General features: G+C 67.0%; 27 protein-coding genes. 9 read left to right on the top strand and 18 right to left on the bottom strand.

Annotated elements, in window-relative coordinates; all coding sequences use genetic code 11:
* Window positions 1–7: 7 nt before the first annotated feature.
* The 16 genes from ACQKIE_RS05175 to ACQKIE_RS05100 all read right to left on the bottom strand — a co-directional run bounded on the left by ACQKIE_RS05175 (window position 8) and on the right by ACQKIE_RS05100 (window position 14,291).
* Window positions 8–709: a tetratricopeptide repeat protein gene (locus ACQKIE_RS05175; RefSeq protein WP_427456463.1), complete on the bottom strand. Its 702-nt coding sequence runs from the start codon at window positions 707–709 to the stop codon at window positions 8–10.
* Window positions 706–1,110 carry a cytochrome c-type biogenesis protein gene (locus ACQKIE_RS05170; protein WP_427456814.1) on the bottom strand — a complete coding sequence of 135 codons (405 nt, stop codon included), beginning with the start codon at window positions 1,108–1,110 and terminating at the stop codon, window positions 706–708. Before ACQKIE_RS05170 ends, ACQKIE_RS05175 begins: the two co-directional genes overlap by 4 nt.
* 32 nt (window positions 1,111–1,142) lie before the next feature.
* On the bottom strand, window positions 1,143–1,685 hold the full coding sequence (locus ACQKIE_RS05165) for a DsbE family thiol:disulfide interchange protein (RefSeq protein WP_427456461.1): 543 nt from the start codon (window positions 1,683–1,685) through the stop codon (window positions 1,143–1,145).
* Complete coding sequence (locus ACQKIE_RS05160) at window positions 1,682–3,670, bottom strand: heme lyase CcmF/NrfE family subunit (RefSeq protein ID WP_427456459.1); 1,989 nt, start codon at window positions 3,668–3,670, stop codon at window positions 1,682–1,684. The genes ACQKIE_RS05165 and ACQKIE_RS05160 overlap by 4 nt, the downstream gene beginning before the upstream one ends.
* Window positions 3,667–4,134, bottom strand: coding sequence for a cytochrome c maturation protein CcmE (gene ccmE / locus ACQKIE_RS05155; RefSeq protein WP_427456457.1), 468 nt, complete (start codon window positions 4,132–4,134; stop codon window positions 3,667–3,669). The genes ACQKIE_RS05160 and ccmE overlap by 4 nt, the downstream gene beginning before the upstream one ends.
* A complete protein-coding gene (gene ccmD / locus ACQKIE_RS05150) occupies window positions 4,118–4,318 on the bottom strand; it encodes a heme exporter protein CcmD (RefSeq protein ID WP_427456455.1) in 201 nt (66 codons plus the stop codon). The genes ccmE and ccmD overlap by 17 nt, the downstream gene beginning before the upstream one ends.
* On the bottom strand, window positions 4,315–5,082 hold the full coding sequence (locus tag ACQKIE_RS05145; RefSeq protein ID WP_427456453.1) for a heme ABC transporter permease: 768 nt from the start codon (window positions 5,080–5,082) through the stop codon (window positions 4,315–4,317). The genes ccmD and ACQKIE_RS05145 overlap by 4 nt, the downstream gene beginning before the upstream one ends.
* Window positions 5,083–5,148: 66 nt before the next feature.
* Window positions 5,149–5,835, bottom strand: coding sequence for a heme exporter protein CcmB (ccmB, locus tag ACQKIE_RS05140; protein ID WP_427456451.1), 687 nt, complete (start codon window positions 5,833–5,835; stop codon window positions 5,149–5,151).
* Window positions 5,832–6,467, bottom strand: coding sequence for a cytochrome c biogenesis heme-transporting ATPase CcmA (ccmA, locus tag ACQKIE_RS05135; RefSeq protein ID WP_427456812.1), 636 nt, complete (start codon window positions 6,465–6,467; stop codon window positions 5,832–5,834). The genes ccmB and ccmA overlap by 4 nt, the downstream gene beginning before the upstream one ends.
* Before the next feature lie 169 nt (window positions 6,468–6,636).
* Window positions 6,637–8,016: an FAD-dependent oxidoreductase gene (locus ACQKIE_RS05130; protein WP_427456449.1), complete on the bottom strand. Its 1,380-nt coding sequence runs from the start codon at window positions 8,014–8,016 to the stop codon at window positions 6,637–6,639.
* An 84-nt stretch (window positions 8,017–8,100) separates the two neighbouring features.
* A complete protein-coding gene (gene phaR, locus ACQKIE_RS05125) occupies window positions 8,101–8,601 on the bottom strand; it encodes a polyhydroxyalkanoate synthesis repressor PhaR (protein ID WP_427456447.1) in 501 nt (166 codons plus the stop codon).
* Between the two features lie 107 nt (window positions 8,602–8,708).
* Window positions 8,709–10,277 (bottom strand): DHA2 family efflux MFS transporter permease subunit, encoded by a 1,569-nt coding sequence (locus ACQKIE_RS05120; RefSeq protein WP_427456445.1) that lies wholly within the window; start codon window positions 10,275–10,277, stop codon window positions 8,709–8,711.
* Window positions 10,274–11,473 carry an efflux RND transporter periplasmic adaptor subunit gene (locus tag ACQKIE_RS05115; RefSeq protein ID WP_427456442.1) on the bottom strand — a complete coding sequence of 400 codons (1,200 nt, stop codon included), beginning with the start codon at window positions 11,471–11,473 and terminating at the stop codon, window positions 10,274–10,276. The genes ACQKIE_RS05120 and ACQKIE_RS05115 overlap by 4 nt, the downstream gene beginning before the upstream one ends.
* Window positions 11,470–12,930, bottom strand: coding sequence for an efflux transporter outer membrane subunit (locus tag ACQKIE_RS05110; RefSeq protein WP_427456440.1), 1,461 nt, complete (start codon window positions 12,928–12,930; stop codon window positions 11,470–11,472). The genes ACQKIE_RS05115 and ACQKIE_RS05110 overlap by 4 nt, the downstream gene beginning before the upstream one ends.
* Complete coding sequence (locus tag ACQKIE_RS05105) at window positions 12,927–13,454, bottom strand: MarR family winged helix-turn-helix transcriptional regulator (protein WP_427456438.1); 528 nt, start codon at window positions 13,452–13,454, stop codon at window positions 12,927–12,929. The genes ACQKIE_RS05110 and ACQKIE_RS05105 overlap by 4 nt, the downstream gene beginning before the upstream one ends.
* Window positions 13,455–13,526: 72 nt before the next feature.
* A complete protein-coding gene (locus ACQKIE_RS05100) occupies window positions 13,527–14,291 on the bottom strand; it encodes a TatD family hydrolase (RefSeq protein WP_427456436.1) in 765 nt (254 codons plus the stop codon).
* Between the two features lie 140 nt (window positions 14,292–14,431).
* On the opposite strand from ACQKIE_RS05100, the gene ACQKIE_RS05095 reads away from it, so the two are divergent.
* Together ACQKIE_RS05095 and ACQKIE_RS05090 are read left to right on the top strand one after the other, a co-directional pair.
* On the top strand, window positions 14,432–15,040 hold the full coding sequence (locus ACQKIE_RS05095; RefSeq protein WP_427456434.1) for a glycine zipper 2TM domain-containing protein: 609 nt from the start codon (window positions 14,432–14,434) through the stop codon (window positions 15,038–15,040).
* Between the two features lie 29 nt (window positions 15,041–15,069).
* Complete coding sequence (locus tag ACQKIE_RS05090) at window positions 15,070–15,537, top strand: glycine zipper 2TM domain-containing protein (protein WP_427456432.1); 468 nt, start codon at window positions 15,070–15,072, stop codon at window positions 15,535–15,537.
* A 150-nt stretch (window positions 15,538–15,687) separates the two neighbouring features.
* Here ACQKIE_RS05090 and ACQKIE_RS05085 read toward each other — a convergent pair whose 3' ends face one another.
* A complete protein-coding gene (locus tag ACQKIE_RS05085) occupies window positions 15,688–16,122 on the bottom strand; it encodes a cell wall hydrolase (protein WP_427456430.1) in 435 nt (144 codons plus the stop codon).
* A 435-nt stretch (window positions 16,123–16,557) separates the two neighbouring features.
* Window positions 16,558–17,160 carry a hypothetical protein gene (locus ACQKIE_RS05080; protein ID WP_427456428.1) on the bottom strand — a complete coding sequence of 201 codons (603 nt, stop codon included), beginning with the start codon at window positions 17,158–17,160 and terminating at the stop codon, window positions 16,558–16,560.
* A 123-nt stretch (window positions 17,161–17,283) separates the two neighbouring features.
* Between ACQKIE_RS05080 and ACQKIE_RS05075 the strand changes: the two genes are divergently transcribed.
* The 7 genes from ACQKIE_RS05075 (at window position 17,284) to ACQKIE_RS05045 (ending at window position 21,851) form a co-directional block, all read left to right on the top strand.
* Window positions 17,284–17,640: a DUF1674 domain-containing protein gene (locus tag ACQKIE_RS05075; protein WP_427456426.1), complete on the top strand. Its 357-nt coding sequence runs from the start codon at window positions 17,284–17,286 to the stop codon at window positions 17,638–17,640.
* A gap of 58 nt (window positions 17,641–17,698) precedes the next feature.
* The gene (sdhC, locus tag ACQKIE_RS05070) at window positions 17,699–18,091 is read left to right on the top strand and encodes a succinate dehydrogenase, cytochrome b556 subunit (RefSeq protein WP_427456424.1); all 393 of its coding nucleotides are present in this window, start codon (window positions 17,699–17,701) and stop codon (window positions 18,089–18,091) included.
* Window positions 18,088–18,474, top strand: coding sequence for a succinate dehydrogenase, hydrophobic membrane anchor protein (sdhD, locus tag ACQKIE_RS05065; RefSeq protein ID WP_427456422.1), 387 nt, complete (start codon window positions 18,088–18,090; stop codon window positions 18,472–18,474). Before sdhC ends, sdhD begins: the two co-directional genes overlap by 4 nt.
* Window positions 18,475–18,477: 3 nt before the next feature.
* On the top strand, window positions 18,478–20,262 hold the full coding sequence (gene sdhA / locus ACQKIE_RS05060) for a succinate dehydrogenase flavoprotein subunit (protein ID WP_427456420.1): 1,785 nt from the start codon (window positions 18,478–18,480) through the stop codon (window positions 20,260–20,262).
* Between the two features lie 21 nt (window positions 20,263–20,283).
* Window positions 20,284–21,069 carry a succinate dehydrogenase iron-sulfur subunit gene (locus ACQKIE_RS05055; RefSeq protein ID WP_427456418.1) on the top strand — a complete coding sequence of 262 codons (786 nt, stop codon included), beginning with the start codon at window positions 20,284–20,286 and terminating at the stop codon, window positions 21,067–21,069.
* A 103-nt stretch (window positions 21,070–21,172) separates the two neighbouring features.
* A complete protein-coding gene (locus tag ACQKIE_RS05050; RefSeq protein WP_167023948.1) occupies window positions 21,173–21,421 on the top strand; it encodes a succinate dehydrogenase assembly factor 2 in 249 nt (82 codons plus the stop codon).
* The gene (locus ACQKIE_RS05045; RefSeq protein WP_427456415.1) at window positions 21,393–21,851 is read left to right on the top strand and encodes a protein YgfX; all 459 of its coding nucleotides are present in this window, start codon (window positions 21,393–21,395) and stop codon (window positions 21,849–21,851) included. The genes ACQKIE_RS05050 and ACQKIE_RS05045 overlap by 29 nt, the downstream gene beginning before the upstream one ends.
* Window positions 21,852–21,911 lie beyond the last annotated feature (60 nt).

The raw sequence follows: 21,911 nt of genomic DNA, 5'->3' as shown, positions 1-21,911 counted from the left end.
GATCCTTTCAGGGGTTGCCGTCGATGGTGCCACGCGCGGTATCGGGCTGTCCCGCCGCGGCGCGCTTGTCCGCGGTGGCGATCTGCTGGGCGACTGCATGCGCGACGTTGGAATCCGGATCGAGCAACGGCTGCAGTTTGCGCCAGGTGGCCGCCGCATCGGCGTAGCGCTCCTGCTGGAACTGCGCGATGCCCAGCAGCCACAACGCCCGCTGGCTGTCGGGCTCGATCGCGATGGCGCCCTGGAGCAGGTCGAGCCCGCGGCCCTGGATGCGATGGTCGGGGCGGACGAGCGAGTCGGCTTCCGCCCATCCGACCATGGCCGCGACATTCTTGGGATCCGCCTTCAAGGCATGGTCATAGGCGCTGAGGGCGTCGGCCGGTTGCTTGAGCATGGCGTAGGTCTTTCCGAGCAACACCCATGCCTCGGTGTCCTCCGGATGCTCCTTCGTGCGTACCAGGAGCTGGTCGATCGCTTCACCGATGGTCATGTCCTTCGCCGGCTCGACGCCGCCCAGCGTGGACGGCGTGCCGACGAGGAGGTAAAGGCCGGCGCTGCCCAGGGGCACGAGCACGGCGATGGCCACCGCCAAGGCGAACACCGCGCGCGAGCGGCCGTGACGGCGCCCCTGGCGAACGAGCGGCACGAGCAGCAGGGCGAGCGCGAGGACGAGCATCGCCCCCGCGACGAGATAGAACGCGAGAGTCACCAGTCGTCCTCGGTTTCGTTGACCGGCGCGGACGCCGGGGCCTGTCGGGCGCGCCGGCGCACCTGGATGGCGACGACGATGCCGCCCGCGACCAGCAGCACGGCCGGCCCGAACCAGAGCAGCCAGGTCGCCGGTTCCACCGGCGGTTTGTACAGCACGAATTGCGAGTAGCGGTCGACGAGGTACGCCTTGATCTCGTCGTCGCTCTTGCCGGCCTGGATCATCTCGAACACCTGCCGGCGCAGGTCGTGCGCGATCGGGGCGTTCGAATCCGCCAGCGTTTCGTTCTGGCACATGGGGCAGCGCAGTTCGCTGCTCAGTCTCTGGAAGCGCACTTCCTCCGCGCGGTCGCGGAAGGGCAGCGGCTGGATCGCCTGCGCGACGGCCAGCGCGGGCACCATGCACAGGACCAGCCAGAGGAGGATGCACCGCGTCACGGCGCTTCCTTTGCCAGCGCGGCGAGGGCGGGTCGGATCTCTTTCTCCAGCACGTCCGGCGTGATGGGGCCGATGCGCTTGTAGCGGATCACGCCCTTGGCATCGACGAGGAAGGTTTCCGGTGCGGCGTACACGCCAAAATCGATGCCGGCCCGACCATCGCGATCGGCGACGATCACGTCGAAGGGATTGCCGTGTTCGGCAAGCCAGGCCGTGGCGGCTTGCGGATCGTCCTTGTAGTTGAAGCCGACGATGGGCAGACCGAGTTGCTTCACCTCGGTCATCAGCATCGGGTGCTCATGCACGCATTCGATGCACCAGCTGGCGAAGACGTTGAGGAAGTACGGCTTGCCTAGCAGCGAGGCCTTGCCCACCGTGCGCGACGGCTCGCCGAGCACGGGCAACGAGAACGCCGGCGCCGGCTTGTCGATCAAGGGCGAGACGATCTCGTGCTGGTCGTGCTGCGTGTTCCACCAGATGCCGAAGCCGAACAAGCCCACGAGCACGAGGAACGCGACGAGTGGCAACAGACGACTCATGCCGGCGTTTCCTTCGCTTTCAGGCCGGCAGCCGTCGGATGGGGCGCGGTCGCTTCGGCAGCGACTTTCCTGGCGCGGAACCGCCGCTCGCAGGCGGCGAGGAAGCCGCCCGCCATCATGAACAGGCCACCCAGCCAGATCCAGCGCACGAAGGGCTTGTGGTAGAGCCGCACGGCCCAAGCACCGCCGATGTTGTTGGCATCCATGGGCTCGCCCAGCGCAACGTAGATATCGCGGAAGAGGCCGGCATCGATCGCCGACTCCGTCTGCACCTGCCCGCGCGAATACGTGCGCTTTTGCGGATGCATCGTGCCGACCGTGTCGCCGTTACGCAGGATCGTGACGATGCCTTCGTCGGCGCGCCAATTGGGGCCTTCCGTCTCTTCCACGCCGTCGAAGCGGAAGTCGTAGCCGCCGATGGTTTCGACCTGGCCCGGGGCGAGGCGCACGTCGCGCTCCACACTCAGGGATTCCGAAAGCATCACGCCGATGAGGAAGATGGCGACACCCGTATGGGCCAGCAGCATGCCGCCCATCTCCGCCGGATAGCGCCGGCCGCGCGGCATCTCGCGCCACCGTTTGATCACGTAGGCGAGCGTACCGGCGCCGACCCACACGGCACCGGCCACGCCAGCGATCGCGCGCAGGTGGCCCTGGACGAAGAAGGCGGCGGCGATGGCGCAGACGACGGCGGCCACGGCGGCACGCAGCGCCATGGCCGTGAGCTGGTGGCCTTCGGCGCGACCCCAGCGCAGGTACGGGCCGAACGGCAGCAGCAACACGGCGGGTGCCATCAGCAGCACGAAGAGGAACCCGAAATAAGGCGGGCCAACCGAGACGCGGCCGATGTTCAACGCGTCGCCGATCAGCGGGAACAAGGTGCCGAGCAGCACCATCGCCGCCGCCGTCGTGAACAGCAGGTTGGCGATCATGATGCCGGTCTCGCGCGACATCGGCGCGAACGGCTTGCCGGTGGCCACCTTCGGCGCACGGATCGCATACAGCAGCAGCGAACCGCCGATCACGATGACGAGGAAGGCGAGGATGTAGAGGCCGCGGCGCGGGTCGGAGGCGAACGCATGCACCGACGTCAGCACGCCGGAGCGCACGAGGAAGGTGCCGAGCAGCGAGAGGGAGAACGCCAACAGCGAAAGCAGCACGGTCCACGCCGGCAGCGAGCCGCGTTTCTCCGTCACCGCCTGTGCGTGGATCAGCGCGACGCCCACAAGCCAGGGCATGAACGACGCGTTCTCCACGGGATCCCAGAACCACCAGCCGCCCCAGCCGAGCTCCGCATAGGCCCACCAGCTACCGGCGACGATGCCGAGCGTGAGGAAGGCCCAGGCCACGTTGGTCCACGGACGCGCCCACCGCACCCATGCCTGTTCCATGCCACCGCCGAGGAGCGCGGCGATGGAGAAGGCGAACGCCACCGAGAAGCCCACGTAACCCATGTAGAGCACGGGCGGATGGAAGGTCATGCCCGGGTCTTGCAGCACCGGGTTCAGGTCACCGCCGTCGGCCGGCATCGGCAGTTCGCGCAGGAACGGGTTCGAGGTGAACAGGATGAAGGCGAGGAAGCCGACGCCGATCAGGCCGAGCACGCCCAGCACGCGGGCCACGAAGACGTCGGGCAGGTGGCGGCTGAAGGCGGCCAGCGCCAGCGACCAGACGTTGAGGATGAACACCCACAGCAGCATCGAGCCCTCGTGCGCGCCCCAGACCGCCGTGACGCGGTAGTACCAAGGAAGGGCGAGGTTCGAGTTGTCGGCGACGTACGCCACGGAAAAGTCGTAGCTCAGGAAGGCATAGATCAGGATCGCCATGGCGGCGAACACGAACACGCCCTGGCCCGCGGCCGTGGGGCGCGCCATCGCGATCAGGGCGGCATTGCCCCGCCATGCGCCCACGATCGGCAGCACGCCCTGTGCGATGGCGAGCAGCAGCGCGAGGACGAGGGCGAACTGGCCGAGCTCGGGGATCATGGCTGCGGATCCTTCATGGCCTTGTCGTCGATCTTGCGGTTCTCGTGCGCCTTGGCCATCGCGTCCTTGAGTTCCTTCGGCATGTAGTTCTCGTCGTGCTTGGCGAGCACTTCGCTGGCGATGAAGCGGCCGCTGTCCATGCGCCCGGTGGCGATCACGGACTGGTTGTCGCGGAACAGGTCGGGAAGGATGCCCGTGTACTCGACGGGCATCGCGCCCGCGTCGTCGACGACGATGAAACTCACCTTCAGCGTATCGGCGCCGCGCTGGATGGAGCCGGCCTTCACCATGCCGCCGAGGCGGAACGTGGCGTACTGCGTCGCCTGGCCTTCCTGCACCTGGCTGGGCGTGAAGAGGTAGCTCATGTTCCGCTGCAAGGCGAATACGATGAGGCCGACCGCGATCGCTGCGGCGACGACGACCGAGATCACGATGGCGAGGCGGCGTTTACGCGTTGGATTCATTGCTTGGCGGGGTTCCCGGCCGGCGACGGTTTTCCTGGCGCGCGATGCGTGCGCGGAGTTCGCGCAGGTTGCGGCGGCGCCGGGCCAACGGGGCCAGCGTGTCGATCAAGAGGACGATGAAGAAGACGGCGACGGCGGACCAGACGTAGAAGCCGTAGGCGCCCATGCTGAAGGCCTGGCTCATGCGGCGTCGCTCCCGCCGCGGGCAGCGAGCAACTCGCGCACCCAGCCCTTGCCACCTTCGGAGGCGATGAGGTCGGCGCGCACGCGCGCGAACAGGCTCGCGATGTAGTAAAGCTTGGTGGCGGCCATCATGGTCAGCAGCGGCCAGAGCATGCTGGCCTCGATATGCGACGGGCCAAGCAGGCGCACCGTGGAGCCTTGGTGCAGCGTGTTCCACCAGTTCACCGAGAAATGCACGATGGGCACGTTCACCGCGCCGACCAGCACGAGGAAGGAGGCGGCGCGCGCGCCCTGGCGACGGTCCTCGAACGAGTGGTACAGACCGATCACGCCGAGATAGATGAAGAGCAGCACCAGTTCGGAGGTGAGCCGCGCGTCCCAGGTCCACCACGTGCCCCACATCGGCTTGCCCCACAGGGAGCCGGTGACGAGGGTGACGAAGGTGAACGCGGCGCCGACCGGCGCGGATTCCATCGCCACGACTTCGGCGATCTTGATGCGCCAGACCAGCCCGATGAAGGCGGCCACGGCCATGGCGCCATAGATGAAAAGGCTCATCCAGGCACTGGGCACGTGGATGAAGATGATCCGGTAGGCGTCGCCTTGCTGGTAGTCGGCTGGCGCGACGAAAAGGCCGCCGTACAACGCCACGACGCCCAGGACGAGGGCAAGGCCCAGCGCCCAGGGCCTCACGGCACCGGCGAAACGGTAGAACACCGGCGGCGAGCCGAGGCGGTGAAGCCAGAGCGGAACCCAGTTAGCCATCGATCCTCTTCGCAGGTTCGTTCAAACACCGTGTGTCCCGCTTTCGGGCCGCACGGTTGCACGTGTTCATGTGTCCATGGCGATGCGCAGCGCGGCGGCGCAGGCCAGCGGCGCGAGAACCACCGCCAAGACGAGCCCGGCGCCCAGCCAGGCGATCGGCGCGATCCATGGCAGCCCTTCCTGGGCGGCGGCCACGGCGCCGGCGGCGAAGATCACGACCGGCACGCACAACGGCAGCAACATGAGCGCCAGAAGCATACCAGAGCGCCTCGATCCCGCCGTTAGCGCCACCAGCACCGCGCCGAGCAGGCTGAGCAGCGGCGTGGCGAGGACGAGGGCGAAAACCAGCACCGGCATGGCCGCGGACGGCAACTTCAGCATGCCGGCAAGCAGCGGGGCGACGACGATCAGTGGCAGCGACGACGTGATCCAATGGGCGAGGATCTTCATGCCCACGAGCAGCGCCAAGGGCTGCGGCGCGAGCATCAGCTGCTCCATCGAGCCATCGTCGATGTCCGCGCGGAAGAGGTGGTCCAGCGAGAGCAGCACGGCGAGCACCACGGTGACAAAGACCACGCCGCCGGCGATGCGGGCGAGCAGGGTGGGCTCGGGCCCGAGGGCGAACGGGAACAGCGTGGCGACGATCAGCGCGTAGAGCACCGGCATGGCGATGTCGCCTCGGCGCCGCCAGGCCAGGGTCAGGTCGCGCCGCAGGAGCGCGGCGCAAGCGGCGGGCGTGCTGCCGGGCCTCATGCGTGCAACCGGATGCGCCGAGGTTCGCCGCCGGCGAAACGCACTGCGCCGTGGCTGGTGACCAGCGCGGCGCCACCGCGTGCGGCATGGGCTTCGAGCAGGCGGTTCACCAGCGCGATGCCTTCGCGATCGAGGTTGGCGTAGGGCTCGTCCAGCAGCCACACCCGCGCGGGCACGAGCAGCAGGCGGGCCAGCGCGGCGCGCTTTTTCTGACCGGCGGACAAGCGGCGCACCGGCTCGTCTTCGAAGCCCGCGAGCCCCACGTCCGCCAGCGCCGAGGCGGCGTCGGTGCCTTCGCGCTGGCCGTAGAGCCCCGCGCTCACGCGCAGGTTCTCGCGGGCGGAGAGGTCGAGTTTCAAGCCGAGGTGGTGGCCGAGGAACGCGACGGCCCCGGCCATCGTGTCCAGCGAGAAGGCGGCCCCGTCCAGTCGCACCTCGCCTTCGCCCGGACGCAGCATGCCGGTGAGCACGCGCATGAGCGTGGTCTTCCCACTGCCGTTGTCGCCTTCGACGAGCGCGATCTCACCCGGATGCAACGCGAAATCCAGCGGCCCGAACACCGGCTCGTCCTGGCGCAGGAAGCTGAGGGCGCGGGCTTCGAGCAAGGGAGCGGGGTCGGCGGCGGAAATCATCCGGAGATTGTTGCGGGCGGACGCGTGGATGTCCATGCGTCATCGAGCCGCCATCGCCGACAGGGCCGGCTCCCGCCAGGCTGGCTCCGTTGCAGCGATGCGGACAGTGGCGCGATCGGCTTTGCTCGGTGGGAGCGGACCCTGTCCGCGATGCCTGCGGAGCGTGATGTCACCCGCGTTCGAAGGCCTGCGCAGGCAAGGTCGGCAGGGTCGCCTCGAGGGTGCGCACCGCGGCGTCCAGATCGACCGACGCCACGGTGTCGTGCCCCTTCAGCAACTGCTCCACCAGCACGTCCTGCGCGCGCCCCCGCTCCAGCGCGTACGCATAGGGCAGGTGGGTGAAGGTGACCATCCGATAGCGCGGCAGGTAATGCGTCGGCGAGCGTTCCGCCAGCAGCGCACCGAGCTCGCGCTTGCGCAGGTAGTGCGGATCCGCCACCGAGTCGCGCATTTCCACGTAATTCTCCAGCGCCATCTGCGCGATGGCGTCGGCGTTCGGCTTGCGCTTCGCTTCGAACGCCGCGAAGACCGCCGCGGCGTCGTCCGGTTGCGCCGCGAAGAGCTCGGCCAGTTCCGCCGCATCCTCGAAGCCGCAATTCATGCCTTGCCCATGGAAGGGCACGATGGCGTGCGCGGCATCGCCGATGAGCAGCGCGCGGCCGCCGATGTGCCAGCGGTCGAGGTAGAGCGTGCCCAGCGTGCCGACGGGGTGCGCCGCCCAGTCGGCCGCGAAATCCGGCATGAGCGCGAGCGCATCGGGAAAATCGGTGCGGAAGAAGGCCTCCGCGGCACCCACCCCCGCAATGGTGCGGAAACTCGGGTGCGCGCCGTCGTTCGGCAGGAACAGCGTGACCGTGAAGCTGCCTTCGCGGTTGGGCAGCGCGATGCACATGTAGTGGCCGCGTGGCCAGATGTGCAAGGCGTTTCGTTCGATCGCGAAGGGTGCCGACGGATCCACGCCCGGCGGTATTTCCAGTTCCTTGTAACCATGTCCGAGTTCTTCGACGCGCTCGCCCAGCGGCGCGTGCGCATGCATCGCGGCTCGCAGGGCCGAGCCGGCACCGTCGGCGCCGATGACCACCGGTGCCTCCACCGTGCGCTCGTGACCCTGGGCATCGCGCAGGCGCAGCGTCCCCGCCTCGAGGTCGGCGCCGACGAGGCCCTGGTCGAAATGGACGGTGGCGCCCGCGGCTTCCGCGGCATCCAGCATGAGGGTGTTGAGGCCGCCGCGCGAGACCGACCAGATCACTTCGGAGTCGTCCACGCCGTAGCGCTGCAAGCCGCTGTGACCGGCCGGGTCGTGCACCATGCGCCCGCGCATCATCACGGCCTGTTCGAGGACCTGGTCGGCCAGACCGGTGGCCCGCAGCGCGTGCAGGCCGCGCTCGGCGAGGGCCAGGTTGATCGAGCGTCCGCCGAGGAAACCGGCTTTTCGCGGATCGGAGCGCTTTTCGTAGACGGTGACGCGAAACCCGCGCTGGGTCAGCAGGGTGGCGACCAGGGCGCCGACCAGTCCGGCGCCGACCACGGCGATGTCGTTACGGGGCATGGCGACCTTCGTCCGGGCGCGATATTGCGGGGCAGCGCATCGTGCGCCGCAGCGCTGCTGGGGGCAAGTGGGGCTGGGCGGGACTCAGCCAGTCTTCTTGCCGGTCCGCGACGCAGGCCGCACGGGCTCCGCCGGTTTGGCGGTGGCGGCGTCGAGGAAACCGCGCTGCATCGACTTCCACACGTCGAGATTGCGCTCGGTCATCTCGTTGAGCATGGACCAGGGTGTCTGGCCCATCAGGCTGTTGAGCTGGTTCCGGAACTGCTGCTGCTGGTCCAGGAAGACCTGCAGGCTGCGCTCCAGGTACGGCCCCATGAAGCCCTGCAGCGAGTCGCCGTAGAAACGGATGATGTGCGAAAGCAACTGAGGCGAGAGCATCGGCTGCCCGTGTTCCTCGTGCTCCGCAATGATCTGCAACAAGACCGAGCGGGTCAGGTCCTCGCCGGACTTGGCGTCCCGAACTTCGAAAGTTTCCCCATCGAGTACCAGCTGGCGGACTTCCTCCAGCGTGATATAGCTCGAGATTTCCGTATCGTAGAGACGACGGTTCGGATACTTCTTAATGATGCGTAGGGTTTGTGCCATGCGGCGAAAACTACCACGAGGTATTGCGCCGCACCAGTTGTCGCAAGTCATCGTAATCGTTTACGGATTTCACATACCGGTTTTGGATCGATTTAGGTAACGGCGATTTAATGTGCGGCTGCACCACCGGCATTCCCGAACGGCGGCTTCGCGAACCAGAGGATGGGAATGAGGGCGAGGAAGAGGATCGCGCACCCCCAAAAGACGTCGTTGACGGCCAGTGTGGCGGCTTCGCGGGTCACCAGCTGGTCCACCACCGCAAGCCCGGGCTTGCCCGGAATGCCGAGCGACGTGAGCTTCTGGGTGAAGGCCGTGGTCGCCGGTGCCGTATGGGTCACGTACTCCATCAGCGACGCATGGTGGGTCTCGGTGCGGTGCTGCCACAGGGTGACGGTGATCGCCGTGGAGACGCTGGAGGCGAGCGTGCGGCAGAAATTCGCCAGGCCCGACGCCCCGGCGATCTGGTCCGGTTCGAGGCCGGACAGGAAGATCTGGTTGAGCGGGATGAAGAAACACGCGATCGCGATGCCCATGATGAAACGCGGCACCACTAGCGCCGAGAACGAGGCGCCGCTATTGAATCCCGCGAACCAGAACGAGGTGAAGGCGAACACCATGAAGGCGAACGTCACCACCGCGCGCAGTTCCAGGCGCTGGATGTTCTTGCCGATGAAGGGCGAGACGAGGAAAGCGAGGATGCCTACGGGCGCCGTTGCGAGGCCGGCCCACGTGGCGGTGTAACCCAGTGTCGTCTGCAGCCAGAGGGGGAACACCACGTTGATGCCGAAGAAGGCGAGCATGCCCAGCGACAGCGCTGTGACGCCGATGGCGAAGTTGCGCCGCGCGAACAGCGAGAGGTCCACCACCGGGTGTTTCGCCGTGAGTTCCCAGATCACGAGGAACACGAGCGCCACGAGCGCGATGAGGCCGAGCGTGAGGATCATCGGCGAGGCGAACCAATCGTGGTCGTTGCCGTTGTCCAGCATGAATTGCAGGCTGCCCACGCCGAGGATCAGCAAGGCGAGCCCCACGGTATCGATCGGTGCCCGCACGATCTTCGTCTCGCGATGGCGCAGGATGCTCCACGTCACGATGCCCGCGGCGGCGCCTACCGGCACGTTGATGTAGAAGATCCACGGCCAGGAGAAGTTGTCGGTGAGGTAGCCGCCGAGGATGGGGCCGAAGATGGGCGCGACCACCACCGTCATCGCCCACATGGCCAGCGCGATGCCTTGTTTCGTCTTCGGATAACTCGCCAGCAGCAGCGAGAGCGACAAGGCCACCATGGGTCCCGATCCCGCGCCTTGCATCAGGCGGAAGATCACCAGCATGGGCATGTTGGTGGCAAGGCCGCAGAGCATCGAGAAGGCGACAAACAAGCCCACCGACACGCAGAACGTGCGGACTTCGCCGAAGCGCTTGGCAAGCCACCCCGTGAGCGGCTGCATGATCGCGCTGGCCAGCGCGTAGGAGCTGATCGCCCACGTGCCCTCGCTCGAACTCACGCCCAGGCTGCCCGCGATATGCGGGACCGCCACGTTGACGATCGTCATGTCGAGGATCTCCATGAAGGTGGAGAATGCGACGGCAATCGTCAGCAGGACGAGGGGGCCGCCATGCAGCGGCTTCGGCCCGCCGTTGGCGGGAACCTCTGAGATGGCGGTCTCGTCGCTCAAGGCGCGTTGGCTCCGAGGTTGGCGCGCACGATGGTGTCGGCCGCGGCATCGGCCTTGGCGGCCACATCGTCATAGACGCGCGTCTGCGCCACGGGCACGTTGGACGGCTGGCGGGGCAGGACGTCGCCCGCATCGTCGGTGATGTCGACGGTGACCGCGGTCGACAGGCCGATGCGCAGCGGGTGCTTGTCGAGGTCCTTCGGATCCAGCGCGATACGCACCGGCACGCGCTGCACCACCTTGATCCAGTTGCCCGTGGCGTTCTGGGCGGGCAGCAGCGAGAACGCACTGCCGGTACCGGCGCCGAGGCCGACGACCTTGCCGTGGTATTCGACGCCGCCGCCGTAGATGTCGGCCTCGACCTTGGCCGGCTGGCCGATGCGCACATGGCGCAGCTGGGCTTCCTTGAAATTGGCGTCCACCCAGAGGTCGTGCAAGGGCACCACCGTCATCAACTGCTGTCCAGGCTGCACGCTGTTGCCGACCTGCACGCCGCGCAACGCGACGTAACCGTCGATGGGCGCGACGATCGCATTGCGCTGCGAGGCCACCCACGCCTGGCGGAAATTCGCGCGCGCCTGCGTCACGGCGGGGTTGTCTTCCACGTTGCTGCCGTCGACGAGTGCGCGTGCGGCGTCGGCCTGGCGCTGCGCCGCGTCGAGCGCGGACTGCGCGCTGGTGACGGCGTCGCGGGCGTGTTGCACTTCCTCGGGCGCCACGGCCTTTTCCGCGAGCAGCGGAAGGCGGCGCTTGAGGTCGTCCTGCGCGCGCTTCAGGTCCTGGCGACGGGCCACGAGCGCCGCGTCGGCACCCGCGGCGGACTGGGTCTGCTGGCGTACCTGGCGCACGGCCTGGGCGAGGGCGCTACCGGCCTTGCGCAACGACACGTCCGCGTCCGTGGGGTCGAGGCGCACGAGCACTTGCCCGGCCGTCACGCGCTGGGTGTCGTCCGCATACACGCCCACGACGATGCCCGGCACCTGCGCGGAAATGGCGACCTGGTTTCCGCCGACATAGGCGTCGTCGGTAGTCTCCCGCTTGGAGAACACGAACATCCAGAGCAGGAACCAGATGACGGCGGCCAGGACGAAAACGACCAATGCGATGAGCAGCGCGCGCCCGCGCTTGCGCTTGTCCTTGGGCGCGTTGCCGCTTTCGTCCTGCACGCGCTGTGTATCGTTCGGGGAAGCGCTCATGGGGTCATGGCTCCGTGGGTGCTCGAGGTGGAGGGGGGTTCGGTGGGCTCGGCGCGATAACCGCCGCCGAGGGCCTTGATGAGTGCGACATCGGTGGACAAGGCCTGCGCATGCAGTTCCGCGTCCATGTCCTGCTGCTGGATCAGCGCCGCTTCCGTCATGAGCGATTCGCGGTCGTCGCGGACGCCTCGCGCGGCGCGGGCGCGCGCACTGGAGAGCAGCGCGTGGGCCGCGTCGATCTGCGTGGCCTGCTCCGTTCGCCGGCGGGCGAGCTGCTGTGCGCCAAGCGCCTGCGTCGCCACGTCGCGTGCCGCGGAGGCCACGGTGGCGTTGTACTGGGCCACCGCCGCATCGAGCTGCGCACGGCTGACGCCATGGTTGGCCTCCAGCGCGCCGCCTTCGAAGATGGGTAGGTGGGTGGCCGGGGTCAGGGAGAAGACACGGCTGTCGGCCGAGAAGACCTTGTCCATGTCGATGCTCGAAAGGCCGGCCATGGCGCTGAGGCTCACGTCCGGGAAGAACTGCGCCCGGGCGGCATCGGTCTGGCGCAGCGCGGCCTCCACCTGCCAACGGCTGGCGGCGATGTCGGGGCGGCGTGCCATCAGGTCGGTGCCGGCATCGGAAGGCAGGCCGGGCGTGACGTCCGGCAAGGGCCGCGGCGCGAGCGCCGGCAGTTCCGCGGGAGATACGCCCACGAGCGTCGCCAGGGAGGCGCGGCGGATGTCCGCGGAGCCTTGCAGGGCCACGCGCTGCTGGCGCGCACCGGCCAATTCCGCGCGCGCCTGCAGCGCGGTGTCCGGCACGTCGACGCCTTGTTTCACCCGCAACTCGGCGATGCGCAGGGCACGTTCGCGAGCCGCGACCAGGTGGTCGGCCAGGGCAAAGCGCGCCTCGTCCGCCAGCCAACCGAAGTAGGTGTCGGCGACCATGGCCTGGATGCCCAGCGACGCCGCCGATCGTTCGGCTTCGGCGGCGCGGGCGCTGTCGATCGCCGACTCGATCGTGTAGCGCTTCTTGCCCCACCAGTCGAAGTCGTACCGGACCTGGATGCCGAGGTCGGCCTGGTTGTACCAGGTGAAGCCGAGGAACTGCGACGGGATGAGGCCGTGCTCGCTCATCCGCTGGCGCGCCACCTGGCCGCTGCCGTCCACGCGCAGGCCGGCCTGTGCCGCCGCAACGCGAATGTTCTGCTCCGCGGAGGAGACCCGCGCGCGTGCCTGGGCGAGATCGGGCGCGCCCCGCAGCGCCATGTCCATCAAGGTGTCGAGTTGCGGATCTCCATACACGCGCCACCAGTCGGCGGCTGGCCAGCCGGCGCGCTGGCTTGTCGACAGCCCGGCGAGGGGCGCTTCGTCGCGCAGGGCGGGTCGGTCGATTTTCGCCGGAACGTGGCAGGCGGCGAGCAGCGCGGCGATCGCGCAGGCGAGCAGGGCGGGGCGGAGCGAGGCAGGGCTCATGGGGAAGCGTCCGGGTCGACCATCGGGTCGATGTGGAGGGCGAGTTTCTTCAGCAGGCGCTCGAAAGTCTTTCGCTCGGCGGCGCTGAAGCAGGCGAAGGACTCGATCACCGAGGGGAAGAGGGGCGGCAGCATCTTGGTCACGAAGCGCCGGCCAGCCGGCGTGATCCGCAGGACCACCTGCCGGCGATCGTGCGTCGCGTGTGCTCGCGAGATGAGGTTGCGCTTCGCCAGGGCATTAGCGATGCGCGTCATGTTCGTGGGCTTCTGTTCGGCAAGCTGGCACAGCTCTCCCGGGTTCGCGCTGCCGTCTTCGCTGCTGTACAGCATCATCAGCGTGCGGAAGTCGCTGTCGTTCAGGCCGTAAGGCTTGAGCCTGCTTTCGAAACCGCGATGCAGCGCGCCCGCCGTCATCATCAACATCCGTACGAGGAGTACCTCGGACACGGGCATTTCGGGGATGCGCCCGGCGACGCGGCCGACGCCTTCGTACATGGCCTCGACGTGGGGTTTGAGACTGGGCATTTCGCTGGCTAATAGTTCGCTGGTGAACTATCAGGCTAGCAAGTATCTACTGGCGGTGACCAGTGCCGGCACTCACAAGCGGAAAAGGCCGATGGCGTTGGCCGTGGTTCGTGCCGCCACGTGTTCCTCGCTCTCGCCCCGCAGCCGTGCCACGGTCGCGAGCACGTCGCGCAGGTAAGCGGGCTCGTTCCGCTCGCCCCGGCGCTGCGCGCACGGTTGGTCGGGCGCGTCGGTCTCGAGCAGGAGCCACTCGAGCGGCATGTTCGTCACCACGCGATGGATCCGATGCGCACGGTCATAGGTGACCGGCCCACCGATGCCGATGTGGAAGCCGAGGTCGAACAGCTGCCGGGCCTGCTCCTCGCTTCCCGAGAAACTGTGGACCACGCCGCGCAGGCCGCCAAAGCGGCGCAAGGTATGGATGACTTCCTCGAAGGCGCGTCGCGCGTGCACGATGACAGGCAGGTCGTGCTCGCGGGCGATCTGCAACTGACGGTGGAACAGGTCGCGCTGGCGTTCCGGGTCCAGGCCCTCGACATAGAAATCCAGTCCGATCTCGCCGACGGCGACCGCGCCGCGCTCGTCCAGCCAGCGGGGGAGTTCATCCAGGTGCTCGTCGCGATGGGCGTCCAGGAAGAGCGGATGCAAGCCGTAGGCGGCGGACACGCCGGCGTGCGAAGCCGCCAGAAGCTCGACCTTCTCCCAATTCGCGCGGTCGATCGCCGGTACGATCCAGCGGCGCACGCCGGCATCGGCGGAACGCCCGAACATAGGCTCCCGATCGTCGTCGAACGAGCGGTCGTCCAGGTGTGCATGGGTGTCTATGAGATCGAGCATGTAAGTGTGATGCCGGAATGAACGTAAGCGGGAGTCTAAGGCGTCGTTCAGTTTAACGACTGTCAAATGGAACCACGGCGGCTTTGGGTGATGGGCCTCGGGCTCCATCGGGTCGCCGATACATCAGTGGAGATTAGGGTATGAGCAGGTTGAAGATTTCCGTCCTGAACGCCGGTTTGGGCGCGGCCCTCGTGTTTGGCCTTTCCGCCTGCAACCGTGACGCCAACGCCGATGTGGCGAATGCCTCCGCTCCCGGCTCGGCCCCGGCCGCCGCCCCGGCAGCGGCCCCGGAACCCGCGGGTCCGAAGTACGGCCGCGTGGTGAGCGTGGACCCGGTCCGCGAGGCGGCCACCGCGCCGAAGCGCGAGTGCCACGACGAAGTCGTGACGCATCGTGCCCCCGTAAAAGACCAGCACCAGATCGCCGGCACGGCCATCGGCGCCGTGGCGGGTGGTCTGCTCGGCAACCAGATCGGCGGTGGCAAGGGTCGCACGCTGGCGACGGTCGCCGGTGCCGTGGGCGGTGGTTATGCCGGCCACACCATCCAGGAGCGCCGCCAGGAATCCAATACCGTGACCAGCACCGTGCGTAAGTGCAGCACGGTACCCGGCAGCGGTGGCGACAAGATCGTGGCCTACGACGTGCGCTATGAATACAACGGCGTCACCCGCTCGGTCCGCATGGATCACGATCCGGGCGACCGTGTCGAGGTACAGGAAGGCGTCACGGTGGTTTCTGACGCGCGTTGATCCATCGATTCCCCGCGAGAGGACTGGCCATGCACAGCATTGTTCGCAAACTCGGCCTCGTCGCCGTTGCCCTGGCCACGCTGTCGCTGACAGCGTGCTACGAGCAGCCGCGCCGAGTGTATAGCGATGATCGGGTGGCCTACTCCAGCGCGCCGCGAGGATGCTCGCAGTGCGGCGTGGTCGACGATATCGAGCAGGTTTACGTGGAGAAGGGTTCCTCGCCGCTCGGTGCCGTGATCGGCGCGGTGGCGGGCGGGTTGCTTGGCAACACCATCGGCAAGGGCGATGGCCGCTCGGCGGCCACGGTCGGCGGAGCCGTCGTGGGTGGCGTTGTCGGTAACCAGGTCGGCAAGCGCAACGGAGCGAACGACGTCGCCTTCCGGGTGCGCGTACGCCTGGACGACGGGCGCTGGGCGACCGTGACGCAGCGGGAAGATCCCCAGCTTCGTCGCGGCGATTACGTCGAGGTGCGCGGGGATCGCGTGTATCGGCGTTAGACGTATAGACGTCCATTTAAGAAAGTTGTGCAAGGCCCGCGCAAGCGGGCCTTTTTTCAGGGCAAAAAAAAGACCCTCGTCCGAGGGCCCCTTTTCCCGGAGATCCCAAGCTGCCCGCTCGGATCCCTTTTCCCCGCACGTTGTAGCGCGTCAGTTGACGGCGTAGAACGCGTGGTCGCCGATCTTGCGCACGACGCGGCTGGACGACCAGCTCGGTGCGACGGCGACGGTGGCGAAATGATCGGCTTGCGGAACATAGACGAGGCGCTCGCTCTTCGGCAGGCTCCAGTTGTTGAGCGAGTCGCCGGCGATTTTCCACGCCTTCGTCCACGCGACGAGGTCGGTGACCTCGAAATCTTTCGGTGTGGTGGTGATGGCGAACTGGCGCGGAGCCTTCACGACTTCGCATACGTTCTTGCCGCCCATGCCGCGGTCGCGGCGTCGGAGGGCAACTTCCGCCACGGCGTACTGGCCGATGGTGGGTTCGCTACGTGCCTCGAGGTATACCGTCGTCGCCAGGCACGTCTGGTCGGCGAGGTGGCTTGGAAGGACGGACGCCATCCAGAGCAAAGCGGAGAGTTTCATGTGTATCTGCCTCCAACGAGCTTTTCCGTCACTTGCGGCTGGAAAGCCATGGGAGACGTATGAGCGGTAGACGGGCGGGCAGGCCGTTACTACCTGGACCAACCGACGGCATCCGATGAAGTGAACAAACACGGATGACTCGGGCGTCACACACTGTGACTGTACTGGGCGGCTGTCCGGAGCCGTCCGGTATCTGGGGTTGGGCACGCGCAGGAATGGGGATGCGCGTCGCTCCTCTCCGGCGGGGGCCGGGTCGCGCCAGAACCGTCATCTTCGACGGATCGTCGCGGGTGTAACCGTGTCGAAACACCACGGCCACGTAAATGGGATCGGCGGAGCCTAGTGGCGCGTTTCGATTTCCGCAAGTGCGCGAGGTGCTTGGTTCAGCTTTGACTCACACACATGCAGAAACAACTTTTTGCGATGTAGCGCACGTTACTCAGCGAATGTCGAAACGAGATGAAGGCGCGCATCGTCGATGTCAAGAGTCTCTACCTGCGACATCGTGTCGTCGAGTACGACAAGAGTCGTAGGCGAAATTCTGATGTTCGCGCGCATCAATACGATGCCCACCTCTTTGCCGCCGATGCGCAGTGCTTGCCCTTCTTCCAGCGCCGCGCCCACGTCCGCGCGCGCCGCGCGCAGATGACGTTTGTGTCCGCCGAGGAAATGCAGCCTCGCTGCGATTTCCTGTCCCGGAAAGCATCCTTTGTCGAACGCGACGGCGCCTAGACGTTCCATCGACAACGCGGGTGGGAGAAGAACGCCAAGTGCCGCATCGGGTAACCATGCGAAACCCTTGTCGATGTGTCGCGCGACCCACGTGTCGTCGCCTGTGTTGGTGCCGATACGCAGCGATGCGTCGCCTTCACCCAACAGGAGTGCTCCATCGTCGTCGCGCACGCTGCCGTCGTCGTACGCTTCGCCATCGCTCACGTGCAGCTCGTCCGACACGTCGATCTTCACCTTCGAGCGAAATACGAAACGCGCGAGATCTTGCGCGAGGGTGCGCGCGTCGCCGCCGCGCGGGACCAGCACGTATCGCTCATCCGACACTCGTGCGACCTGGAGCAGTGCGCGTACGCGGCCCTTCGGATCCAGCCAGCCGCTCCATTGCCACCGGCCGGTGGGCAGGGCGAGGACATCGCTGCTGAGCTGGGCATGGGCGAAGCCGGCGGCGTCGGGGCCGGCGAGGGTGATCGTGCGAGTGGTAGTGCTCGGCATGCGGGAGACGGAAGAGGGCGGGGAGGAGTAAGATATACGGTCCGGCCGGGCCCAACCCAAGGTCCGACACATTCGTCAAGGTTGTGCTGCCGTGGCACAGGTATTACGCTTTCGGGGCTTTATAACCATGTCCGACAATCCCTCCGAACCCAAGGGCACGAACGATTCCGCTCCGGCGAAGCCGCTCGTTCCGCCGGTCGTCCCCACGACGGCGAAGCAGGGGTCGAGAAAGCGCCATTGGACCCCACGCGTTACGGCGACTGGGAAAAAAACGGACGCTGCATCGACTTCTGAGGGCAGGAAGGCGAGGAGAGACCGTCGGGCACCAGCGATTCCAATCAGGATAGCCGCCATGGCACAAACGGGACGCCCGCTCTCACCGCATCTCCAGGTCTACAAGTGGCAAGTGCAGATGGTGACCTCCATCCTGCATCGCGCCACCGGCATCGTTCTCGCCGTCGGTAGCCTGCTCCTCGTCTGGGGCCTCGCGGCCCTCGCCGCCGGCCCGGATGCTTTTGCCACCTTCACCGCCTGCGCAGGCAGCCCCATCGGGATGATCGTGCTGGTCGGCTGGACCCTGGCTTTCTTCTATCACCTCGCCAACGGCATCCGTCACCTGGTGCAGGACACGGGCGCCGGTTACTCCATTCCCGCGTTCGTGCGCTCCAGCTGGCTGTCGATCGTCATCGCCATCGTGCTCACCGTCGCCGTCTGGGCGTACATCCTCGCCGGGGGCCACGCATGAGCCGCGACCTGCGCAATCCGCTCGCACGCGCTCGCGGCCTCGGTTCGGCGAAGGAAGGTGTCAGCCACTGGATGCTCCAGCGCGTCACCGGGCTCGGCCTGGTGTTCCTCACGGTCTGGTTCGTGGTCACGGTGCTGGGACTGATGCACTCCGATTACGCCACCGCCCGCGCCACGCTGGTGAAACCGTGGAACGCGGTGCTGCTCATCGCGCTGCTGGTCACGACGTTCCGCCATGCGGTGCTCGGCCTGCAGGTCGTGATCGAAGACTACGTCCACACGCGCTGGCTCGAAGTGGCCTCGCTGGTGCTCATCAAGTTCATCGCCGTACTCGCCGCGCTCGCGGGTGTACTGGCCGTGCTGCGCGTCGCGCTCGGAAGCTGATCCATGGAAGCCTACAAGGTCCAACAACACAAGTACGACGTGATCGTGGTCGGCGCCGGCGGCGCTGGCCTCCGCGCCACGTTCGGTCTGGCCGAAAAGGGCCTCAAGGCCGCGTGCATCACCAAGGTCTTCCCGACCCGCTCGCACACCGTCGCCGCGCAGGGTGGCATCTCGGCCGCGCTCGGCAACATGGGCGAGGACGATTGGCGTTTCCATTTTTACGACACGATCAAGGGCTCCGACTGGCTCGGTGACCAGGACGCCATCGAGTACATGTGTCGCGAGGCCATTCCGGCCATCATCGAGCTGGAACACTACGGCGTGCCGTTCTCGCGTACCGAGGAAGGCAAGATCTACCAGCGTCCGTTCGGCGGCATGACCACGCATTACGGCCAGGGCACCGCGCAGCGCACCTGCGCCGCGGCCGACCGCACCGGCCACGCGATCCTGCACACCCTGTACCAGCAGGCGCTGGCGCACGACGCCACCTTCTTCATCGAATACTTCGCCATCGACCTCATCTTCGAGGAAGGTCGCTGCGTCGGCGTGCTCGCGCTCGACATGAACGAGGGCACCCTGCACCTGTTCCGCGGCCATGCCGTGGTGATGGCGACCGGCGGTTATGGTCGTGCGTACTTCAGCGCCACCTCCGCGCACACCTGCACGGGCGACGGCGGCGGCATGGTGCTGCGCGCCGGCCTGCCGATGCAGGACATGGAGTTCGTGCAGTTCCACCCGACCGGCATCTACGGCGCCGGCTGCCTGATCACCGAGGGCGTTCGCGGCGAAGGCGGTTACCTCACCAACTCGGAGGGCGAGCGCTTCATGGAGCGTTACGCCCCGAACGCGAAGGACCTCGCCTCGCGCGACGTGGTCAGCCGCGCGATGACGATCGAGATTCGCGAAGGCCGTGGCGTGGGCCCGAACAAGGACCACATCCACCTGAACCTGATGCACCTCGGTCCCGAGGTCATCCACGAGCGCCTCCCGGGTATCGCCGAATCCGCGCGCATCTTCGCGGGCGTCGACGTCACCAAGGAGCCGATCCCGGTGCTGCCGACCGTCCACTACAACATGGGCGGCATCCCGACCAACTACCACGGCGAAGTCGTCACCAAGCGCGACGACGATCCGGATTCCATCGTGCCGGGCCTGTTCGCCATCGGCGAGGCGGCCTGCGTATCGGTGCATGGTGCCAATCGCCTCGGCTCGAACTCGCTGCTCGACCTGGTGGTGTTCGGTCGCGCGGTGGCGAATCGCTGCGCCGAGATCGTCAAGCCGGGCACGCCGCACCGCGACCTGCCGGCGAACGCGCTGGACAAGGTGCTCGGCCGCTTCGACGCGCTGCGCTACGCGAACGGCAACACGCCGACCGCGCAGATCCGCGCCGAGATGCAGAAGACGATGCAGTCCGATGCCGCCGTGTTCCGCACGGGCGAGACGCTGCGCGAAGGCTCGCAGAAGATCTCCGAGGTCTACACGAAGTTCCAGGACGTGAAGGTCACCGACCGTTCGCTGGTCTGGAACTCCGACCTCATCGAGACGCTGGAGCTGTCGAACCTGCTCGCGCAGGCCGTGGCGACCATGCACTCGGCCGAGCAGCGTCCGGAAAGCCGCGGCGCCCACGCCCGCGAGGATTTCCCGGAGCGCGACGACCACGACTGGCAGAAGCACACGCTGGTGTGGATCGACGAGGCGGGCAAGTCCAGTTTCGACTTCCGTCCCGTGCACATGTACACCCTGACGGACGACGTTGAAGTCGTGCCGCCGAAGAAGCGCGTTTACTGATACCGGACCGGAGAGGCAATCGTGGCAGAGTTCACGCTACCCAAGAATTCCAAGATCCAGGCCGGCAAGCATTTCCCGGCGAAGGGCGCGAAGAACGTGCGCACCTTCAAGGTCTATCGCTGGACGCCGGACGACGGCCAGAACCCGCGCACCGACACGTACGAGGTCGACCTCGACGCGTGCGGGCCGATGGTTCTCGACGCCCTGCTGAAGATCAAGAACGAGATCGACTCGACGCTCGCGTTGCGCCGCTCGTGCCGTGAAGGCATCTGCGGTTCCTGCGCCATGAACATCGCCGGCACCAATACGCTGGCGTGCACCAAGGCCATCGAGGACTGCGGCAGCGGCACGGTCAACATCTATCCCTTGCCGCACATGCCGGTGGTGAAGGACCTGGTGCCGGACCTGACGCACTTCTACGCGCAGTTCGCCTCGATCAAGCCGTGGATGCGCACGCAGAGCCCGGCGCCGGCCGACAAGGAGCGCCTGCAGTCGCCGGAAGACCGTAAGAAGCTCGACGGTCTGTACGAGTGCATCCTCTGCGCCTGTTGCTCCACGTCGTGCCCGAGCTACTGGTGGAACGGCGACCGCTATCTCGGTCCGGCCATCCTGCTCCAGGCGTATCGCTGGATCGTGGACAGCCGCGACGAGGACACCGGCAATCGCCTGGACGACCTCGAGGATCCGTTCAAGCTGTACCGCTGCCACACGATCATGAACTGCGCGCGCACCTGTCCGAAGGGCCTGAACCCGGCGAAGGCGATCGCGGAGATCAAGAAGCTGATCGTCCAGCGCCGCTCGGCCTGACAAGGGCTTGGTGGGAGCCGACAGGGTCGGTTTCCACCAAGCAGCAGTTGGCAGGGCAGGCTGATCGCCCTCGCCAAAGACCGAAGCGACGGAGTTGATGCCGATGGACGAAGCCCGCCTCAAACGTCTCCGCTGGCGTACCCGCCGTGGCACGCGCGAACTCGATCGCCTGTTCGGTGGCTGGCTCGACGAGCGTTTCGCCGACGCCGACGAGGCTACGCGGCTGGCTTTCGATGAGCTTCTCGACGTGCAGGATCCCGATCTCTGGGATTGGGTGATGGGCCATGCCCGCGCCCCGCGCGACGACTGGCAGGCGATCATCGATGACATCCGAACGAGGCATCGGCTCTGAACCCGCGGACGCCGGCTCCCAAGCGGCGCGAGGCATCCATGTCGTCGTGCATCCCTCCAAAACCCTGACGATCCTCGTTGCGAGCGTCCTCGTGCTTGCGACGGTCGCTCCACTGCTTACTTCGTTGCCCTGGGCCACACGCTACCCGCTGGCGGTTGTCGCCGGGTGCCATGGGCTGCTGCGACTTCGCGCCTTCCGGCGGTCGCCCGTCGCCGCTTTTCGGCTTTCGTCGGCAGCCTTCTGGACCGTCACGCAGCGCAACGGCCGTGATATTCGCGCGGAACTCGCCGGCTCCCGGGTGTTCGGTCCCGCCGTTTTTCTCCACCTGCGCTGGCGAGGCGGCGCGGGGCAGGTCGCCCTCCTGCCGGACAACACCCCAGCCGACGAGCTGCGCTTGCTCCGCGCCCGCCTCCGGACGCGAACGGCGTGACCGAATCCCCGTAGGAGCCGCTATAGCGGCCAGCGAGCGTCCCCGGCTTGCCCCGAAAGG

Source organism: Luteibacter sp. NPDC031894, from assembly GCF_050273135.1.
Lineage (GTDB): Bacteria > Pseudomonadota > Gammaproteobacteria > Xanthomonadales > Rhodanobacteraceae > Luteibacter.
This window is presented reverse-complemented; position numbering and strand designations above follow the sequence as displayed.

Coding starts and splice junctions, on each gene's coding strand:
- ACQKIE_RS05170 (WP_427456814.1), bottom strand. CDS start 1,110: ATGGTGCCCGCGCTGGCCGTCGCGCAGGCGATCCAGCCGCTGCCCTTC.
- ACQKIE_RS05165 (WP_427456461.1), bottom strand. CDS start 1,685: ATGAGTCGTCTGTTGCCACTCGTCGCGTTCCTCGTGCTCGTGGGCTTG.
- ACQKIE_RS05160 (WP_427456459.1), bottom strand. CDS start 3,670: ATGATCCCCGAGCTCGGCCAGTTCGCCCTCGTCCTCGCGCTGCTGCTC.
- ccmE (WP_427456457.1), bottom strand. CDS start 4,134: ATGAATCCAACGCGTAAACGCCGCCTCGCCATCGTGATCTCGGTCGTC.
- ccmD (WP_427456455.1), bottom strand. CDS start 4,318: ATGAGCCAGGCCTTCAGCATGGGCGCCTACGGCTTCTACGTCTGGTCC.
- ACQKIE_RS05145 (WP_427456453.1), bottom strand. CDS start 5,082: ATGGCTAACTGGGTTCCGCTCTGGCTTCACCGCCTCGGCTCGCCGCCG.
- ccmB (WP_427456451.1), bottom strand. CDS start 5,835: ATGAGGCCCGGCAGCACGCCCGCCGCTTGCGCCGCGCTCCTGCGGCGC.
- ccmA (WP_427456812.1), bottom strand. CDS start 6,467: ATGATTTCCGCCGCCGACCCCGCTCCCTTGCTCGAAGCCCGCGCCCTC.
- ACQKIE_RS05130 (WP_427456449.1), bottom strand. CDS start 8,016: ATGCCCCGTAACGACATCGCCGTGGTCGGCGCCGGACTGGTCGGCGCC.
- phaR (WP_427456447.1), bottom strand. CDS start 8,601: ATGGCACAAACCCTACGCATCATTAAGAAGTATCCGAACCGTCGTCTC.
- ACQKIE_RS05115 (WP_427456442.1), bottom strand. CDS start 11,473: ATGAGCGCTTCCCCGAACGATACACAGCGCGTGCAGGACGAAAGCGGC.
- ACQKIE_RS05110 (WP_427456440.1), bottom strand. CDS start 12,930: ATGAGCCCTGCCTCGCTCCGCCCCGCCCTGCTCGCCTGCGCGATCGCC.
- ACQKIE_RS05105 (WP_427456438.1), bottom strand. CDS start 13,454: ATGCCCAGTCTCAAACCCCACGTCGAGGCCATGTACGAAGGCGTCGGC.
- ACQKIE_RS05100 (WP_427456436.1), bottom strand. CDS start 14,291: ATGCTCGATCTCATAGACACCCATGCACACCTGGACGACCGCTCGTTC.
- ACQKIE_RS05095 (WP_427456434.1), top strand. CDS start 14,432: ATGAGCAGGTTGAAGATTTCCGTCCTGAACGCCGGTTTGGGCGCGGCC.
- ACQKIE_RS05090 (WP_427456432.1), top strand. CDS start 15,070: ATGCACAGCATTGTTCGCAAACTCGGCCTCGTCGCCGTTGCCCTGGCC.
- ACQKIE_RS05085 (WP_427456430.1), bottom strand. CDS start 16,122: ATGAAACTCTCCGCTTTGCTCTGGATGGCGTCCGTCCTTCCAAGCCAC.
- ACQKIE_RS05075 (WP_427456426.1), top strand. CDS start 17,284: ATGGGCGAAGCCGGCGGCGTCGGGGCCGGCGAGGGTGATCGTGCGAGT.
- sdhC (WP_427456424.1), top strand. CDS start 17,699: ATGGCACAAACGGGACGCCCGCTCTCACCGCATCTCCAGGTCTACAAG.
- sdhD (WP_427456422.1), top strand. CDS start 18,088: ATGAGCCGCGACCTGCGCAATCCGCTCGCACGCGCTCGCGGCCTCGGT.
- sdhA (WP_427456420.1), top strand. CDS start 18,478: ATGGAAGCCTACAAGGTCCAACAACACAAGTACGACGTGATCGTGGTC.
- ACQKIE_RS05050 (WP_167023948.1), top strand. CDS start 21,173: ATGGACGAAGCCCGCCTCAAACGTCTCCGCTGGCGTACCCGCCGTGGC.
- ACQKIE_RS05045 (WP_427456415.1), top strand. CDS start 21,393: ATGACATCCGAACGAGGCATCGGCTCTGAACCCGCGGACGCCGGCTCC.